Genomic DNA, 16,650 nt, shown 5'->3' on the forward strand with positions numbered 1-16,650 from the left:
TACAAACCACAGTGCCGAATCACTTTTAGCACGCCGTTCTTGTCGGTTTTGGCTCGATGCCCACCTGACGGTGGTTTTAAGGTATGGCGATTGGTGTGATTTGGTTTAGCGCTGTGGCCGAGTCGATTTACTTTAAGATGCGTTGCAACGCAATCGCGCGGATTAAAGCTCACCGCAGGTGAATTGACTCGAACGTGTTTATGTATGATTAGTTGTGTAATTTAAGCATTAAGTTAGCAAATGAAAACTGAATAGAAAGTCCAAGTGGATTTTTTGTAAATAAGTTAAAAGCTAGTAAGTAATACAGTTTATACCTTGTTAGCATTAGTTATTTCTTCGATTTTCTTTAACATATCTTCTGCATTTTTATTTTTTGGTTCTAAACCCAATGATATTCTATAATTTTTTTTAGACAAATCGTACTGCTTATTCTTAAAATATGCTTCTCCAAGACTATCAAAAGCACGATAGGAATTAGGATACTCTTTTGTATATAATTTAAAGATTGATATCGATTTAGCTATTTCATTATTTGATAAGTAAAAGTATCCAGTTGTACCCAGTCCTCGTTCAAAGTTAATATCTTTATTATTTTGTTGTATCTGGTTGTAAATTTCAACTGCTGTCTTATAATCATTTACAATAAAAGCCAGTCGAATATCTTCATTCAGCATTCTATCTTTTCTAACTAATTCTTCATCCATTAATCCTGAAATATAGTTGACAGCATTGGAAATAATAGGCCTATTTTTAAATCCGTTCGATAGAATAATAATGGTTAAATCTTTATCTATGAATTTCATTAATGCACTTACTCCGCCACCAGCAAACCCATAATATTGTTTTCCCTTAGGACCATAAATTCCCCAACTATGACCAAAAGATGATTTTCTATCCGTAAATTGGAAAGGTGACATCATTTTTAGTTTAGTTTCTTCCTTGAGCAGTTTGTTGTTATCTAATTTTGTGTTCCATTCTAAAAATGAATTTAATGTTATATTTAATCCATTTCCTGCTAATGAACGATTACCTGCTTCGAAAGTAGAAAGTTCGTAGGCGTTAAAATCTTTATTGAATTGATATTTAGGTACTCGATTCGGAAACGCAACTAAACTATTTGAAGCAAAAATCACTTGTTTTTCATTATTTTCAAATTGATTCTTTCTTACAAATGTTTCAAATGTTTGATTGGTTACTTTTTCAATAATCAATTTAAGAAACCAAAAGTTTGTTTGATTGTACTGAAACCTTTGACCTTTTTCAAATTGAATAGGTTTTTTAGAAATCTCGGTAAGTAACAATTTATCTGATATGTCTTTATTGTAATCTATGATATCTGGCAACCCAGAAGAATGAGATAATAAATGTTCTATTTCTATACTACTCCATTTAGTTGGTAGGTCATCAATATACTCTGATATCAAGTCATTTAATCCTATTTCTTTATTCTCTATTAATTGGAATATGGCTACAGCTGTCACAAGCTTTGATGTTGAATATGCTCGAAATAGCGTGCTGTCTGTTACTGGCACGTTGTGTACTATATTTGCGACACCATAATTTTTCTTATGGATAATAGTTCCATCCTTTACGACTGCAACTGCCATTCCAGGAATTTGGTCAGCTTTGATAAGTGACCTTATGTAACTATCTATTTCTGTATTAAATTGTTCAGATTTTATAGATGTACTGCTCTTATTCTTTGAGCAGGAAACTGTAAATAAGATATTTGAAATAAGTAGTAAGAAAACAATTGTTTTGGTTTTCATTTAAAGATTTTTTTGATTGATGATGAATTACTTTGTCCATTAGACTTCAAATACTGCTTTTTGTTACAGAGTTCTTAATTAATGCTAACTACAGCGCTAAACGTAGTGCTGTGATTTCTACGGAAAAATAGCAAAATCCTTTAACCATTGTGCGGATATCCGACCTCCTTATAGATTCGCACGATAGTTCATCAAGGAGTCCGCGCAGCGGACGTCCCCTTGTTGGGTTTTGTGGTATTGGGAATGTAAACGGCCCTACTATATTGCTTTTGGCATAGGATGTGTTGTCGTTTGGGCTCGATGCCCGTCGATGGCGATATGTTTGTTGCGGTATTGAGCGATCCGGTCTAGCGCTGTGGCCGAGTCGATTTACTTTAAGATGCGTTGCAACGCAGTTGCGCGAATCAGAGTTAACCGCAGGTGAATTGACTAGAACCGGTTTGGCTATGAACAGTACGGGAGCAAACTGGTGTTTGCTTTCAGCCACACATATAGCAAAGCCTTTTGGTTTTGATTTATTTTTTTCTTGTCGAGAGCAAAATCCAAAAGATTTTGCGGTGCCTGAAAATACGCCCAGACCGCGCAGCTAGGAACTTATGGCCGCATTGCGTATAGGTTTTGTTGTAAGCAGTTTTTATTCGTTTATCAATGCTATTTTTTCGTTCACTTTGTCCATAAAAACATGTAAATATTCTGGGACATTGCTTTTGACCTGGTCAATTCTCCAACTTTTTATATTTCCATTTTCTGAATATTGAATAAATAATCCTCCACCGTCTGCACAATCGGGACATCCGAAAACAGTTTCATTTTGATTCAGAAGTTCATTTGGAAAGAAATTAGTTAGGTTTTTGACTTGTTCGAACACATCATTTTGTAATTCAATGAATTTCATATCTTGTCCACTGTAGTCGTCAACAGTATCTTCAAAAAGTGATTTGTCGGTAAGTTTGAAAGTTTCTATACATCCTTCTCCACCACATTCTCCATAAAAATGTCCAAAAATCAGAAAATTTTGTTCGTCGATATTGATTTCGCTATCATCATCACCATTACACGATAATAAAATTCCAATTGTTAAAATTCCTAAAATTATTTTTCTCATAACTATCCTTTATTTTGTAGATGATAGAAGTTCTATTTGGCTGCGTTAATATTCGGTTTAGCACAGACGTTAGCAATTCCGAGTGGGTTCGGACGTAGTCGAATCCGCCGTAATTGCTGTTATACATTGTTAGCCACTGGTTTTATTTTTCTTTTTTATCAGTCCGTACATAATATTAATCGGAAAAATCAATTGTCCGACTATCATAAGTAAAATAATCAGAGTGATTATTAAGGTCAGATTATTGTTGTATTCATATTCCATAATTTCAGTCCGATAAAATTTGGTCAAAATCCACACAACTAAAGTTCCACCAAAAGTCAGTCCAATATGAGTCCAATTCAACCATTTTGATAGTTTTCTGTCCGCTTTTAGCATAATCCAATATCCAATTCCGATTATTCCAAAAAGTATTGAAATCAGAATCGCTAAATGCAGATAAGAAATTACGTAATAAGTGTCGTGAACATTAATGTCCAATACTGCGTCTCCGCTTAAAATTCCAATTAACATTATTATTGGAATTGCGAGTAAGAAAATCAGATGTGGTTTTTCAATTAGTCTGTTCATTCAACTTGTGGCTAACGGTCTTGTATAAGAATAGTTGCGGGTTTGTATGCGAGGATTTTCCGAAGGAAAATCAGACGTAGTAAACACGCAACACCTTTTGATTAAGCACTAAACCGTAATTATTTTTATACATTATTGCCAGTGGTTTTTCAATTATTCACTCTTTTTTGCATAATTCCTTTGTTCAGTCTCCAAATTCCAATTCCGATTAATAATAGAGGAAAAACACCAATAAATGTTCGCATTGTTAACAAAATAATTCCTAAAATCAGAGGTATAATTATCATCGCTGTTCCAATTGCAATATTTTCTTTCCCTTTTTCTTTTAAACTTATTCTAACTAATTCCGCATAATTTGAATCGATCCCGTGATTACTTTTTAATTCAAAGTCAATTTCTGTTTCTGTCAATCCAGCTTTTCTGAAGTTTAATATACTATCGAATAAAACAGATTCTGATATATGGTATTTTATCGAAGTCAAATATTCTGTTATTCCTATTGCAACTTCATTTTCATTTCTTTTGATTAGTTCGTTTTGTAAAAGAGGTATGAATTCAGGATTTAAAGATTTAATCTCTAATACAATTCCTTTTAACTTTTCAGTTGAAAAAGTAGCGTAATTTTCTTTAATAGTTTTTTTATCCATTTTAATTCAGGGCTCGATTTTCAAATTACTGCCAACGGTTTTGTGTATGGCTCGTGGCGGAAAATCAGCTATGATTTTCCGCCATAACCGAAAGATAGATAATTGGAATGAATTCCGATTAAGGAAGAATTTGTTTGTTTTTTATCTCAGTTCTTTGTTGGCAATAGTTATCTTTTGAAAACAATTTTTCCTTCCTTGATAGTTTTTAATACTTGGATGTCTTTTATTTCGCTAGAATTTATTTTTAAAGGGTTTTTATCTAAAATCACTAGGTCGGCCAACTTTCCTTTTTCTAAACTTCCTTTTTTATCTTCCTCGAAGTGTTGATATGCAGACCAAATTGTGATTGCTTGTAATGCTTCATATGGTGTTAAGCGTTCATCCTCGCCAATGATTTTCCCAGAACGTGAAGTTCGTTCTACAGCGGTCCACAATACACGCATTAGATTAGGTAAAGCAACAGGTGCATCTGTATGAATGGTAATATCCATACCTTTATTTAATGCTGTTTTTACAGGACTGATATTTTGAACTAGTGAATCACCTATCAACTGTGTATGCCAGTCTCCCCAATAAAATGTATGGAGTGGAAATAGGGAAGCAATCATTTTCATTTCTTTTGCGTCATCCAATTGGTCTTCTCTAATGTATTGTCCGTGTATTATGACATCACGTCTGTTTTCCTTTCCGTATTTTTCTTGTAATGGTTTCATTGTTCTAATAAATTGGTCAATTGCAGCATCACCGTTTGTATGAGCTAAAATCTGCCAATTGTTTTTAAAACCTTTTTCAAATATTGAAATAACAACGCTATCATTAGGTATGGCTGGATAACCGCTATAATCGTGTGGCATTCCTTTAGGTGGTATAAGGTAGGGTTCTGTTCTCCAAGCAGTTCTGCCTTGTGGTGAACCATCCAAAGTCACTTTCATACCACCAATGCGGTAACCATTAGTGTATTCTTTACTGTTCCATTTACTATCCATATATTGCTCTACAAAAGCGTAGTCTATGTAACTTACAACATCAATTTTGTTTTTATTCTTTTCTGCCATTGTAACTAGCATTTCGTGATTCTGCATAGCTCTACCTTCTTGTGCTGTCGTATAACCATAAGATAAAGCCATTTCTTGTCCAGCTTCAAAGAACTTGATTATTGACTCCTCTGATTTGGGCGCTATAGCTCTGAGCATATAAGGGATTGCTGCAAGTTCTTCCAAAACACCATTTGGTTCTGTTGAGTTGTCCTCACGTCGTATAATACCGCCTTCGGGATTAATACTTTTTTCATCTATACCCAACTCTTCTAGTCCTTTTGAGTTTACTACTGCAAAATGACCAGAAATATGTGTTATCATTATTGGAAATTCGGTACTAACTTTATCCAAATCGTGCTTTGTAGGAAATCTTTTTTCTCTTAAGATGGAATCATCAAAACCAGTCCCAAAAATCCATCCTGTTAATGCTCGGTTCTCTGGTGTATTCCAGTCTTTCAATACTGATATCAGAGTTTCCATATCATCAACATTGGCATCTGGTGAAGCCAATAATTGAGCACCTATAGCCTGTGCTCCAAAGTTTGCAAAATGAGCGTGACCATCAATTAACCCAGGAACAAGTGTTTTGCCTTCCAAATCAATCATTTTGTGGCCTTTTCCAGCAATTTCCATAGCCTCACTACTTGGGCCAGTAAAAACAATAACTCCATCTTTTTCTACTAGGGCTTCAACATAATTTGGGGATTCACCAACCATAGTGATTATTTCGCCATTGTAATAAACAGTAGAGGTATTTGAATTTTGAGTTTTTTCGCAGGAAAACAAAAGAGTTATTCCTAAAAATAAAAGAAAGATTTTTTTAGTCATTATTTTGGTTTTAATTATTGCCAACGGCCACGCGGGTAAGGCGAGTAGCATTGTCCGCGCTTGAGCGGACGTATTTGCACGTGCCCGTGGGCATTTCCGACAACTGTCTCTGCTATGATTTCGTTACGGAAAAATCCGCAGGATTCTTTCCGCCGTAGCCGAAAGATAGGAAACTTGCGTTGAATTCCGATTAGTAATTCAACCGCAATGAATTATAGCATCTATGAAAAAGCAGCCTGTCGAGTATCTTTAAGATCCGTTAAAATCAAAAGATATGGAAACACAACAAACTGCAAGACCTAAGTTATTCATTGGTATCGACATACACAAACGTAGCTGGAAGGTCCACTGTGCTACCGACCTTAGTTCCGGCAGGACTTTTTCAATGTCGCCCGAGCCTGAATTGCTTCTAAACTATGTTGAGAAGTATTATCCCGATTACGATGTTACAACAGCTTATGAAGCTGGCTGTTGCGGTTACCATGCCCATCGTTGCCTCGAGGGTTATGGTTGGCGTTCTTTGGTGGTGAACCCTGCGGATATTTTCAGGAGAGGTAAGGAACGCCATACCAAGACCGATAGGATAGATGCACAGCTCATAGCCAGGGAGCTTAAAGATGGTCGTTTGGAGAGCATACAAGTGCCCGACCCCAAGCGGGAACAATTACGAAGTCTCTTTAGAAGGCGTAACGATCTGGTCAAGGATATGCGCCAGGTCAAGAGTTATATCAAGATGCAGTTGTTGTATTACGGGATAACGGTACCGGAGGAGTTCGACAATGACCATTGGAGCCATAGGTTCCGTACTTGGTTGGACACGTTGGTCTTCGATTACGAACCGTGCAATATTGTACTTGCGAGCCGTATGCGCAGTTTCAGGTTTATCGACAAGGAGTTCAGGGATGTATCGACGAGCCTTCGCAAGTACACCAAGCAATATTATAAGAAGGACTTTGAGTTATTGAAGAGTATTCCCGGGATAGGGGGCATAGTCGCCAGTGGTATTTTAAGTGAGCTGGGCGACCTGCGCCGTTTCAAGAACATCAAGCACTTGGCAGGTTATGTGGGCATGGCCCCTGGGGTTTACCAGAGTGGCGACACTTTCCGCAATACGGGTATCACCATGCGTGCTCACCGCTTGATGAGGAGTTACTTTATAGAAGCGTCTTGGCAAGCTATTCGAACCGATCCCGTGATGCAGGGGTATTATAGAAAACACCGGGGCAAGAACGTTAAATCGATTATAGTGAAGGTAGCTAGAAAACTACTGAGCAGAACCCTTGCAGTAATAAAGACGGAGACTCCCTATCAAATAGGGGTCATAGAATAAATATAAATTGATAACAAAGCTCAACAAGAAGTAACATAGTCCAGATCACAGAACAATGTGGGTGAAGATCGGCTTTTAAGATCTATCACATCGGTTAGCAAGTGACCGGACTGATTAACTTATGATCATACAGATGCCGGTGAAGACCAAAAGGTCTATCACATATAGGATGCGGAGCAAGTTATATTAAAAGAAAAAAAGGGTGGTTTAAGATTAAACAACATATTAATTATCTTTGAGACACTGGACTATGGCTTTTCATAGGAGCCATTGTTGGCAACTGCTTTTTTATTTTTTAAATCTGTTACTTTCCATAATTGGTAATTCAGTCGATACATTTTTTTAAACGCCTCACAACACTCTCTTACCATATATCCTAATTCCTTTTCTTTAGTCCAAGTTATTTTAAATTCTCCAACGCTACTCGAACCATATTGCCAATCTTCATTGGTAATGTCGAAGAAGTGTTTTCTCATTATTCGGAAAATCATACTCTTATTCGTTTTGAACAAGTCTGGAAATTTTTTTCTCTGTTTGTCGGAAGTAAATTCAAATTCCTCATACTCAAATCCGTCGAATTCTGATAACTCCATTAGATTTTTCCAAAATTGGTCATCCATATACCTCAAGTTGTCATTGAACCTTAAGTCCGTAGACAAGTATATTCCCTTTAAATCAAGTCCAATTCGGTAATCACAATTTGTTTTTTGTGATTTTATGATTAATTCTGGTCCATATAGATTTTGGTAAAACTTATCGTATTCCCAATTATCTTTAAAATTCCCATATTCAAAAGAATATTCAGCAAGTTTTGAAAGTCCGTTTACGCAGTCAACTGCAATTTTCCAATTATCGTCGGTAGAATAGTCAATGTCAGAATTACTAAATTCGATGTAAGCATTTATCTTTTCAATGATTTGATTGAATTCGGATGAATGTTTGTCAATGAGTTTATCTAACTTTTTATTCAATTGCGTGAGTTTTTCAAAGTTGTTGCCAACGGCCACGCGGGTAAGGCGAGTAGCGTTGTCCGCGCTTGAGCGGACTTAGCTATGCCAGCCTTTAGTCGCTATTTGCTTTATCCGCCTGTTGTCGGAAGTGCAACTGGGTATCTGCCGTATTGTTTCCGGTAAAAATACTAAAAAGCCTTTGGTTCCTTCAAAGCAAATTGCAGCGTACTGCGTAGCCGTTGTGGGGAATAGTGGAAAGGGAGTTCGCTTTGGGCGAACGTATTTGCACGTGCCCGTGGGCATTTCCGACAACGGTTCGGCTAAGGTTCGTTGCTGTGATTCGTCCGAAGGACAATCCAGCCGAACCCAAAGTTAGCTTTTTGCGCGTGATTTCCTTTTAGGAAATCCGCAAGCAATGAATTTTAGGCATTGTTGTAAAACGTTTTTATTTTCAGGTCTATCTTACCCATTATTTGGAAATGTATGGGTTGTCTGATGAATATATTTCCCAACCTTTGATATTTCCAAAATCTAAAGTGATTACCGTATCTAATTCATGCCGTTTAATTACTAAATCAATTGATTTCCTGTCTTTTGAAATTGAATCTCCAACTTTTAAGAAATTAAATAAATTTAGGCTTTGGAAGGTAAAATCCCTCCTATCCCTTCCATCATTATTTTTTAAGATTATAATGTGTCTATTATGGTCTTTTTCATCCAAATATTTTTCGACGATAATGCCGTTATATGTCCAATGATAATGGTCATGGACAATTTTATTGAATCTATCCAGCTCTGTATATCTTTCGCAACTAACCATTCCGATTAGGAAAATTAATGTTTGATAAATTTTAGATGACACGTTTTTAAATTTTCAAATGTTTTACAACGGCCACGCGGGTAAGGCGAGTAGCGTTGTCCGCGCATGTGCGGACGTAGCTATGCCAGCCTTTAGTCGCTATTTGCTTTATCCGCCTGTTGTCGGAAGTGCAACTGGGTATCTGCCGTATTGTTTCCGGTAAAAATACTAAAAAGCCTTTGGCTTTTTTAAAGCAAATTGCAGCGTACTGCGTGGCCGTTGTCGGGAATAGTGTAAAGGGAGTTCGCTTTGGGCGAACGTATTTGCACGTGCCCGTGGGCATTTCCGACAACGGTTGGGCTATGATTTCGTTGTGGAATCATCCGCAGGATTGTTCCGCTGAAATCTAGCCGTTTGATTAATACTTTTATTTTGGTGTGGCACAAAACCACAATGAATTATAGCCAATGTTAGGGTACGTTTTTATTGTTCGAACTCAATAATTAATGGCATTGAATATTTTTTTCTAATCGGTTTGCCAAATTGATAACCCGGTGTCCAGTTTGGCAACTCATTTATTATTTCAACTAATTTCTTGTCTATTTTTTCATTAACTCCTTTTCGAACAATGGGGTTGATAACTTCTCCGCTTTCGGAAATTTCAAATTCCAGAAGAATCTTTTGCCCAACTGGAAAGTCAATTTCTTCTTTTGAGATTGTCAATTTTTTTCTAATGAGCTTATGTATTTCTGAAAGTCCGCCCTCAAATGTTGGATTACTATTCCAATTATTCTGGTTTTCCAAGCTATCAGCAATGGTTTGAACCCTTGTTTTCAGGTTGATTCCTAGTTTTTTATTTAACAGAGAGGTCATAATTGAGTCATAACAATAGAAAAATCCGATTGAGTCCGAATCAATAAACCTCCATTTGACATTATAGTGTTCCCTTAGTACATAGAAATAAGTGTTTTCCACTGGTAATATTTCCATTGAATGTAATTTGAAATCTGAATTTGCAAAATCGGATTTTGCCTTTAATTCAGCTATTTCACATTCAGTAGGTTTACAACCCAATAGTGTGATTAAAAAGATTAGAACTGTAAAAATTAGTGGTTTCATTTAAATGTACCCTAACGGTTCGGCTATGAGTAGTTGCGTGGGTTAGCACTTAACTTTGCAAGTACACACCAAGCTAAAATCCGCTAGAATTTTCAGAAGTAGGCGAGAACAAGCAATTATTTATAGCCATTGTTGCCTGCTGGCTTTTATTCATTTTCTAATTCAATCGATTTTGTTGAACCACTCATATGTATTAGCTTATTTAAGTAATCTACTTGTCCGCTTAAATATTTTTGTTCCAAGCTTTCTTCAAGTATTTGTTTTTCTTTTTTATTAAGTTCAACTAGTAACTCATATTTGAATTTCTCTTGAATATTATCTAATTCTTTCTTGTAAATTTTAATTACTAAATCATTCATTTTGGATTGATATTCTAAATCCGTTTTTAGCTTTTTTTCAATATGCTGTTTTGATAATTCTATTAGTTCTTTTTCGAGTTTCTGTCTCTTTTCTTTCAGTATATTTTTGAACTTATCTTCAACTTTTTTCTTTGTCCAAAAAGTATAGATTGCGAATACTATTCCTATTATGGAAGTCGAAAGAGCTATTATTTGTGTATATTCCATAATTACGATTCTTTAGTGTTTTTGGTGAATAGAAAAAATGGTTCTTTCCCGTTAATATGTCTAGAATATCTTTCGATTAAATGCATAATAAATACAGCTAATATTGTGTAAAATGCACCTGCTTCATTTAAAGGAAACGCACTTATATTTATAATTTCAACTCCATTTTCGTCAAGATTTACTGAATGATAAGTACCTGCAAGTAAAATACCAGTTAAAAAGCATATACTTAATTGCCATTCATATTTTGATGAAAATCCTGTAGCAAAAGCGTACATTGATGAACAAAGTATCAATGAGTCAATACTTATGTCAGAAGTGTGTTGGTATTCAAACCATAGTGGAATTAGCGGTAAAATTTGGAAAAACACTACCGCAGACACAAAATGTCCAATGTGTTTTCCATCCTTTTTTATCTGTTCACTCATTTATTTAAGTTTGTTTTAGCTTGCCGGCAACGTTGGTATATGGTTAACACCGTAAAAATCCTTTAAAAATCAACTAAATACAAATAAATCAATGCTTTATTCATTGACAAACGTTTGTAAGTATTTACAAACGAAAACAAACGTTTAAAGTCTTTTAATCGGTTATTTGGAATCAGAAAACCTGTTTCAAAATCATTTTAGGCTTTATCATCCTATTTTGCGGCTGGCCATCCAGCCGCTTTTTGGGGTATCGTAAAAATAAAAGGCAAGTGCCCCAAGGGCACCTGCCTTTTTACCTACGTAACCAAAAAAACCAACTATTTTCTATCTTCTGTTCTTTTACGCTTTTCCCTTTTTTTGTGGTTCATTTTTCTGGCTGCCATTTTCTCCCATTTTTGGTACTGCTCGGCTGATAAGATTTTCTTCATTCGGGCTTTATGGGCGATTTGTTTATCCAACTGCTCCATTTTCATCGCATACTTTTCTTCGGTAGTCGGTTTTTGCAATGCTCTTTTTTCTTGCATCGCTCTGCGTTCTTCCATTTTGGCTTTTCGCATTTTGGCATGTTCCAAATTTATTTTTTGGATTTCGGTTTGTTGTGCTTCGTCCAAATCCAGGGCCAACGTCATTTTTTTGGTATGCAACGTCGCCATTTGTTCGGGGGTTGCATCTCTTATTACCATTGCAGAAGCCTCTCTTTTGCCTTGTTGGGCCATAAGGGTAGCTCCGGTAAGGAGCAGTATGGCCATAAATGTTGTTTTTTTCATCTGTTTTGTTTTTGAAGTTTGGTCTTTGGACTTCACTACCTCGTTTAGGTTTAATCCGTACAAAACGTTTATGACCTTTTTAACGAAACAGAACCTTACGTTGTGGCATAAAAAAAGCGCTAGTTCAGATACTAGCGCCTTGATCAAGTAGGTAATATGGGGTATGCTATTTTTTTGGACTATCAACGTTATGCTGTGCCAGCTGAAAAGTGTCTTTGGTGTTTTCGGTCGTTGAACAGTACAGTACAATCGAAGCGACCAAACAAACAAAATAAATAAGGCTTTTTACTTTTGGGGCCATAGGTTCGGGGTTTTATTTCTTGATACTAATGTATATAAAGAAATGCCTCAAAATATCGTATTGTTGTCAAAAACAGTCTACAAAGGGCAAAACCACAATATCTTGTGGTTTTGCGTTTTGGTTCATCGGGGAAATATGTTTTTTATCCCTTGTACCTAAAATCTTCGTAAATATACCTTTCGCCTATCTTGGGTCCAAAATCATGTCGATACGCTCCATGGCATCCTGCAGATGATACTTGCTCATGGTGTCCGATGTTCTGGCAATCGCATTACGCAGGCTCCGTTTTAATAGGTTGAGTTCTGCACGTGCCACGGATCTTATGTCGGATTGGCTGGTATTTACTACCGTTGATTTTTGATAACCGCCAAAAGTAGGCTGTTTTTTCTGGTTTTCGGCGTTCATCAAATATTCCAAACGATCAATATGTGCTTTTTGGAGGTTTCTCCGGTAGGTATCTATGGTCTTGCCCGTGCGTAGTTCGGACCAAATGCCCGTGCGCATGTCTTTCATCATGTCCAAAAGGCGATAGGCCCCATTGCCGTTAGCCGTTTCGTTTTCGATGATGCGTGCCATCTTGCCCAGGCTCAGTATATTGTTCAATGTTCTGGTCTGTAATGCTCTGAGGCTTTCCAAATATCCCGAATATTGAATTTTTCCAAATATCTCTTGGTCCAACATCCATTCGGGAGTGCTGAACAGTTGTTCTTGGAGAAATTGCATACATTTTTTCTGGTGTGCTTTGGGTACATGGGTGTACACGGCGCCTTCTTGATCATATGTTTTTTGATACTCATATACACCACCTATATTATTTGAAACATGCCCCATGTAACGGTTAAACTGCGACTGTACCTGACCGTATAGGGTTTGCAGGTCGTCATAGTTTTTGCCGTCCTCGGCCGTCCATTCTATTAATTTGGGTACAATGCGCTTTAAATTGGCGATACCATATTCGCTTGCCTTAACGGCATCGTCGCCCAAATCTTCGGTCTGGGAGCTGGGATCTACTATATCACCTACTTGTTGGTGCCCAAACCTGTACAATGGGTCTCCGGCATGTTTTAATATCCATCGGTCCAAGATCGCTTTTTCATCTTCCGCGGTCTTATCCAAAATAGGTTTGTAGCCCCATTGTATGGCATATTTGTCATACACACCAATATCGGGCATAAGGGCAACGCCATCATCTTCTGGCTGCGCCACGTAATTAAATCGGGCATAGTCCATAATAGAGGGGGCCGTGCCATATTTTTTGGTGAAACTCGCCGAACGCAATGAATCCACAGGGTACGCCACACTGCTTCCCATGTTGTGGGGTAGGCCTAACGTATGGCCGACCTCATGTGAGGATACGAACCGGATCAAACGCCCCATCACCTCGTCCTTAAATTCAACGCCCCTAGCATCGGGGTTTATCGCAGCGGTCTGAATAAAGAACCAATTGCGTAGCAGGGTCATTACATTGTGGTACCAATTGATGTCGGATTCCAAGATTTCGCCACTACGGGGGTCGCTCACATGAGGACCATTGGCATTGGGAATGGGTGAGGCCAAATAGCGCACCACCGAGTACCTGACATCCTCTGGGGACCATTCAGGGTCTTCTTCCGCTGTTGGCGGGTCTTTGGCAATAATGGCATTTTTAAAGCCTGCAGCCTCAAAAGCAACTTGCCAATCTTCGATACCTTGCTTTATATAGGGCACCCACTGCTTTGGTGTGGCCCTGTCTACATAATATACAATTTGCTTTTTGGGCTCCACGAGCTCTCCTCTCTTGTACTTTTCAATATCTTCATCTTTCACTTCCAACCTCCATCGGTCCAAAAATCGTACGGTCTTACTTTTTTGGGCATCCAGACCATAATCTACTTGCCCCCTTGCGAACCAGCCTACACGTTCATCAAAATATCTTCGTTTCATAGGTTTGGCCGGTAACAAAATCATAGAGTTGTTGATTTCTATTGAAATGGTGCCCAGACTACCATTGGAAGGTGGATTGCTCGCCATGTAGGTTTTTACATGCCGTGCCTCTACATTCAACGGGTAACTTTTTACGGTCTCGATATAGCTTTTTTCAGCATCCAAACGACTTACCTTGTATCGCTTGCGGTAAAATTCTGGCATACCAAAAGCCTTTACATCCTTTTCAAAAAGGGAATTTACCTCTATGACCGTGGCCGGGGCAACAGAATCTTTTTTGAAGGCTTTTATATCAAAGGAATACAATACGGGTTCAAAGTTGGAATTTACCACTGCCTCATGCACGGGAAGGGAATCTGCTGCAACAACATCGTGCGATACTACGCGCAATAGAACCTTTTTGGCCTTTTTCTCCCAGCGCAGTACCTGCGTGTTTATTTTCCCGCCGCCGAAACCAATACCGGATGCGGTTTTTGAGATTCTGCTTACCATCAACATTTCTTTGTTAAAGAGCGAATCGGGAATTTCATAAAAATACTTCTCGTTCAACGTATGTACATCAAAAAGCCCTTTATCGGTAACGGCATCTTTGGTAATGACCTTGTCGTATGGCTTGATTTCCCCTTTTTTTGGTTTGGTCGCTGTGCCCGATGTTTCGGTTTTTTTCTTTTTCTTTTTAAAAATTTGCCCTTCTGCAGTAGGTACGGCCATAAAAAAGAAGGCCAGGAATAGGCCTGGAAGTAATTTTTTAAACATTTTCAAGTTGATTTTTGGTTTAATTTCAAATAACCGAAAAAAAAAGGCAATGCTTTGTTAATGAAATCATAACCCCTTAAACATCAATAATATTCATAGGTTTATTCTTAATATGGTGTCAAAAACCTATGTTTTTAACAAAAACTGAAAAGATGTTTTTTCTTTACGCTTAAAAAAAATCAAAGTTTTGTGTAACGTTTTAAAACCAAAGCAGTCTATTAGTTAGAGAATATTATTCATTTAATCAATTTTCGATTTAGTCAATTTAAAACCTTTGCCTTTGGCAGAGGTTTTATTTTTTAGAATATATACGGTATTACGAACTGAAACATAAGTATCAACAGTACAACGGCTATAAGGTTCAATATAATACCCACACGCGCCATTTGATGCACTTTTATATGACCACTAGCAAAAACTATGGCGTTGGGCGGAGTGGCCATGGGCAGCATAAAGGCACAACTACTGGCTATGGTTACGGGAATCAACAAATACAGCAGCGGTATTTCCAAACCTATGGCTATCCCCGCCACCACTGGGGCCAAAACGGCCACAAGTGCCACGTTGCTCATAAGTTCGGTCATAAAAAGCATTAAGAATATCAATAGGGCAGCGGTAAACAAAATACTGATATCACTTTCAGCTATACCACCGGCGACCATATCTACGATACCGCTGACGGACATGCCCTTGGCCAATGCCAAACCACCCCCAAAGAGCACCAAAATACCCCAGGCCAGTTTTTCGGTATCCTTCCAGTGCAGGATAAAATCCCCTTTTTTAATGTTGTAGGGGATGCCAAACAAAGAAACCGCCGCAATCATGCTTATAATGGTATCGGACAATCCCAGTTCTGGAAAGATTTTGTTTATCAAGGTCCTGAAAACCCACAAAAAAACCGTGACACCAAAAATGACCAACACCATTTTTTCCTTGCCCGAAGTAGGTCCCAGTTTCTTCAGTTCCAAATCGATAACATCTTTACTGGCAGTAAATCTGAGCTGTTTGTTCGGAAACATCCACTTGACCAATACCAAGTAACTAATGGCAATCATGATCGCGGAAAAAGGCAGCCCAATGACCATCCACTTTAAAAAGGATATCTCAATATTGTATTCGTTCTCCAAAAGACCTATCAAAACCGAATTTGGGGGCGTGCCGATAACCGTGGCGATACCTCCCGCATTGGCTGAAAAGGCAATGCCCAGCATAACGCAAAGCGCAAAGTTTTGGTCGCTTTTCGTAAAGCCGTCAGCATCATGTATCAGCAGACCGATGACGGACATGGCAATAGGCAGCATGACCACCGTACTAGCAGTATTGCTGATCCACATGCTCAATGATGCGGTAGCGATCATAAAACCAAGTACCACTTTATTGGGTGTTGTACCTGTTAATTTAATGATATTTAAGGCTATGCGCCTATGTAGATTTACCTTCTCCAGGGCCAGTGCCATTACAAAACCGCCAAAAAACAGAAAAATGATAGGGCTGCCGTAATTCGCCCCGACTTCGGTCACATCCATTATTTTCAATAACGGCAGTAGTATAAGCGGTAAAAGTGCCGTAACGGATATGGATACGGCTTCGGTGATCCACCAAATAATCATCCATACGGCGACAGCGATTACAGCGTCTCCTTTAGCGGAAACCAAGTACAACGGTAAGTTTATCAGTATCAGGAAAAGTATCGGCCCGGAGATAAGTCCCAGTTTTTTACTTAGGTGCATCTACAATCGTTTAATGGCCCCTAAG

17 protein-coding genes are annotated in these 16,650 nt (G+C 38.0%); 3 read left to right on the plus strand and 14 right to left on the minus strand.

The genetic code is table 11. From position 1 onward, the window contains the following. Window positions 1–308 precede the first annotated feature (308 nt). The 5 genes from HYG79_RS11290 to HYG79_RS11310 form a co-directional block, all read right to left on the minus strand. Complete coding sequence (locus HYG79_RS11290) at window positions 309–1,769, minus strand: serine hydrolase (RefSeq protein WP_179242194.1); 1,461 nt, start codon at window positions 1,767–1,769, stop codon at window positions 309–311. 634 nt (window positions 1,770–2,403) lie between these two features. Next, window positions 2,404–2,874 carry a hypothetical protein gene (locus tag HYG79_RS11295; RefSeq protein ID WP_179242195.1) on the minus strand — a complete coding sequence of 157 codons (471 nt, stop codon included), beginning with the start codon at window positions 2,872–2,874 and terminating at the stop codon, window positions 2,404–2,406. A 129-nt stretch (window positions 2,875–3,003) separates the two neighbouring features. Then, a complete protein-coding gene (locus HYG79_RS11300) occupies window positions 3,004–3,444 on the minus strand; it encodes a cbb3-type cytochrome c oxidase subunit I (protein WP_179242196.1) in 441 nt (146 codons plus the stop codon). Between the two features lie 149 nt (window positions 3,445–3,593). Further along, window positions 3,594–4,091, minus strand: coding sequence for a hypothetical protein (locus HYG79_RS11305; protein WP_179242197.1), 498 nt, complete (start codon window positions 4,089–4,091; stop codon window positions 3,594–3,596). A 167-nt stretch (window positions 4,092–4,258) separates the two neighbouring features. Continuing rightward, window positions 4,259–5,956 (minus strand): amidohydrolase, encoded by a 1,698-nt coding sequence (locus HYG79_RS11310; protein ID WP_179242198.1) that lies wholly within the window; start codon window positions 5,954–5,956, stop codon window positions 4,259–4,261. Between the two features lie 274 nt (window positions 5,957–6,230). Here HYG79_RS11310 and HYG79_RS11315 point away from each other — a divergent pair, with 274 nt between their 5' ends. Further along, a complete protein-coding gene (locus HYG79_RS11315) occupies window positions 6,231–7,286 on the plus strand; it encodes an IS110 family RNA-guided transposase (RefSeq protein WP_179240313.1) in 1,056 nt (351 codons plus the stop codon). A gap of 248 nt (window positions 7,287–7,534) precedes the next feature. On the opposite strand, the gene HYG79_RS11320 is transcribed toward HYG79_RS11315, so the two are convergent. After that, complete coding sequence (locus HYG79_RS11320; protein ID WP_179242199.1) at window positions 7,535–8,257, minus strand: hypothetical protein; 723 nt, start codon at window positions 8,255–8,257, stop codon at window positions 7,535–7,537. A gap of 118 nt (window positions 8,258–8,375) precedes the next feature. Here HYG79_RS11320 and HYG79_RS11325 point away from each other — a divergent pair, with 118 nt between their 5' ends. Then, entirely contained in the window at window positions 8,376–8,612 is a 237-nt protein-coding gene (locus tag HYG79_RS11325; RefSeq protein ID WP_179242200.1) for a hypothetical protein, read from the plus strand. Window positions 8,613–8,705: 93 nt separating this feature from the next. Here the strand turns inward: HYG79_RS11325 and HYG79_RS11330 are convergent, their stop codons facing one another. Continuing rightward, a complete protein-coding gene (locus HYG79_RS11330) occupies window positions 8,706–9,098 on the minus strand; it encodes a hypothetical protein (RefSeq protein ID WP_179242201.1) in 393 nt (130 codons plus the stop codon). A gap of 116 nt (window positions 9,099–9,214) precedes the next feature. On the opposite strand from HYG79_RS11330, the gene HYG79_RS11335 reads away from it, so the two are divergent. Beyond that, window positions 9,215–9,445, plus strand: coding sequence for a hypothetical protein (locus HYG79_RS11335; RefSeq protein ID WP_179242202.1), 231 nt, complete (start codon window positions 9,215–9,217; stop codon window positions 9,443–9,445). A 73-nt stretch (window positions 9,446–9,518) separates the two neighbouring features. On the opposite strand, the gene HYG79_RS11340 is transcribed toward HYG79_RS11335, so the two are convergent. From HYG79_RS11340 to HYG79_RS11365, 7 genes are all read right to left on the minus strand, one after another. Beyond that, window positions 9,519–10,154 (minus strand): hypothetical protein, encoded by a 636-nt coding sequence (locus HYG79_RS11340; protein WP_179242203.1) that lies wholly within the window; start codon window positions 10,152–10,154, stop codon window positions 9,519–9,521. Between the two features lie 146 nt (window positions 10,155–10,300). Continuing rightward, complete coding sequence (locus tag HYG79_RS11345) at window positions 10,301–10,720, minus strand: hypothetical protein (RefSeq protein WP_179242204.1); 420 nt, start codon at window positions 10,718–10,720, stop codon at window positions 10,301–10,303. 2 nt (window positions 10,721–10,722) lie between these two features. Continuing rightward, window positions 10,723–11,148, minus strand: coding sequence for a hypothetical protein (locus HYG79_RS11350; RefSeq protein ID WP_179242205.1), 426 nt, complete (start codon window positions 11,146–11,148; stop codon window positions 10,723–10,725). Window positions 11,149–11,465: 317 nt separating this feature from the next. Continuing rightward, complete coding sequence (locus HYG79_RS11355; RefSeq protein ID WP_179242206.1) at window positions 11,466–11,915, minus strand: hypothetical protein; 450 nt, start codon at window positions 11,913–11,915, stop codon at window positions 11,466–11,468. 166 nt (window positions 11,916–12,081) lie between these two features. Continuing rightward, window positions 12,082–12,216 (minus strand): hypothetical protein, encoded by a 135-nt coding sequence (locus HYG79_RS18155; RefSeq protein WP_262888958.1) that lies wholly within the window; start codon window positions 12,214–12,216, stop codon window positions 12,082–12,084. A gap of 183 nt (window positions 12,217–12,399) precedes the next feature. Then, window positions 12,400–14,895 (minus strand): zinc-dependent metalloprotease, encoded by a 2,496-nt coding sequence (locus tag HYG79_RS11360; protein ID WP_179242207.1) that lies wholly within the window; start codon window positions 14,893–14,895, stop codon window positions 12,400–12,402. A gap of 299 nt (window positions 14,896–15,194) precedes the next feature. Then, on the minus strand, window positions 15,195–16,625 hold the full coding sequence (locus tag HYG79_RS11365) for an SLC13 family permease (RefSeq protein WP_179242208.1): 1,431 nt from the start codon (window positions 16,623–16,625) through the stop codon (window positions 15,195–15,197). Between the last annotated feature and the right edge of the window lie 25 nt (window positions 16,626–16,650).

It is taken from the genome of Costertonia aggregata, assembly GCF_013402795.1.
Taxonomy (GTDB): domain Bacteria; phylum Bacteroidota; class Bacteroidia; order Flavobacteriales; family Flavobacteriaceae; genus Costertonia; species Costertonia aggregata.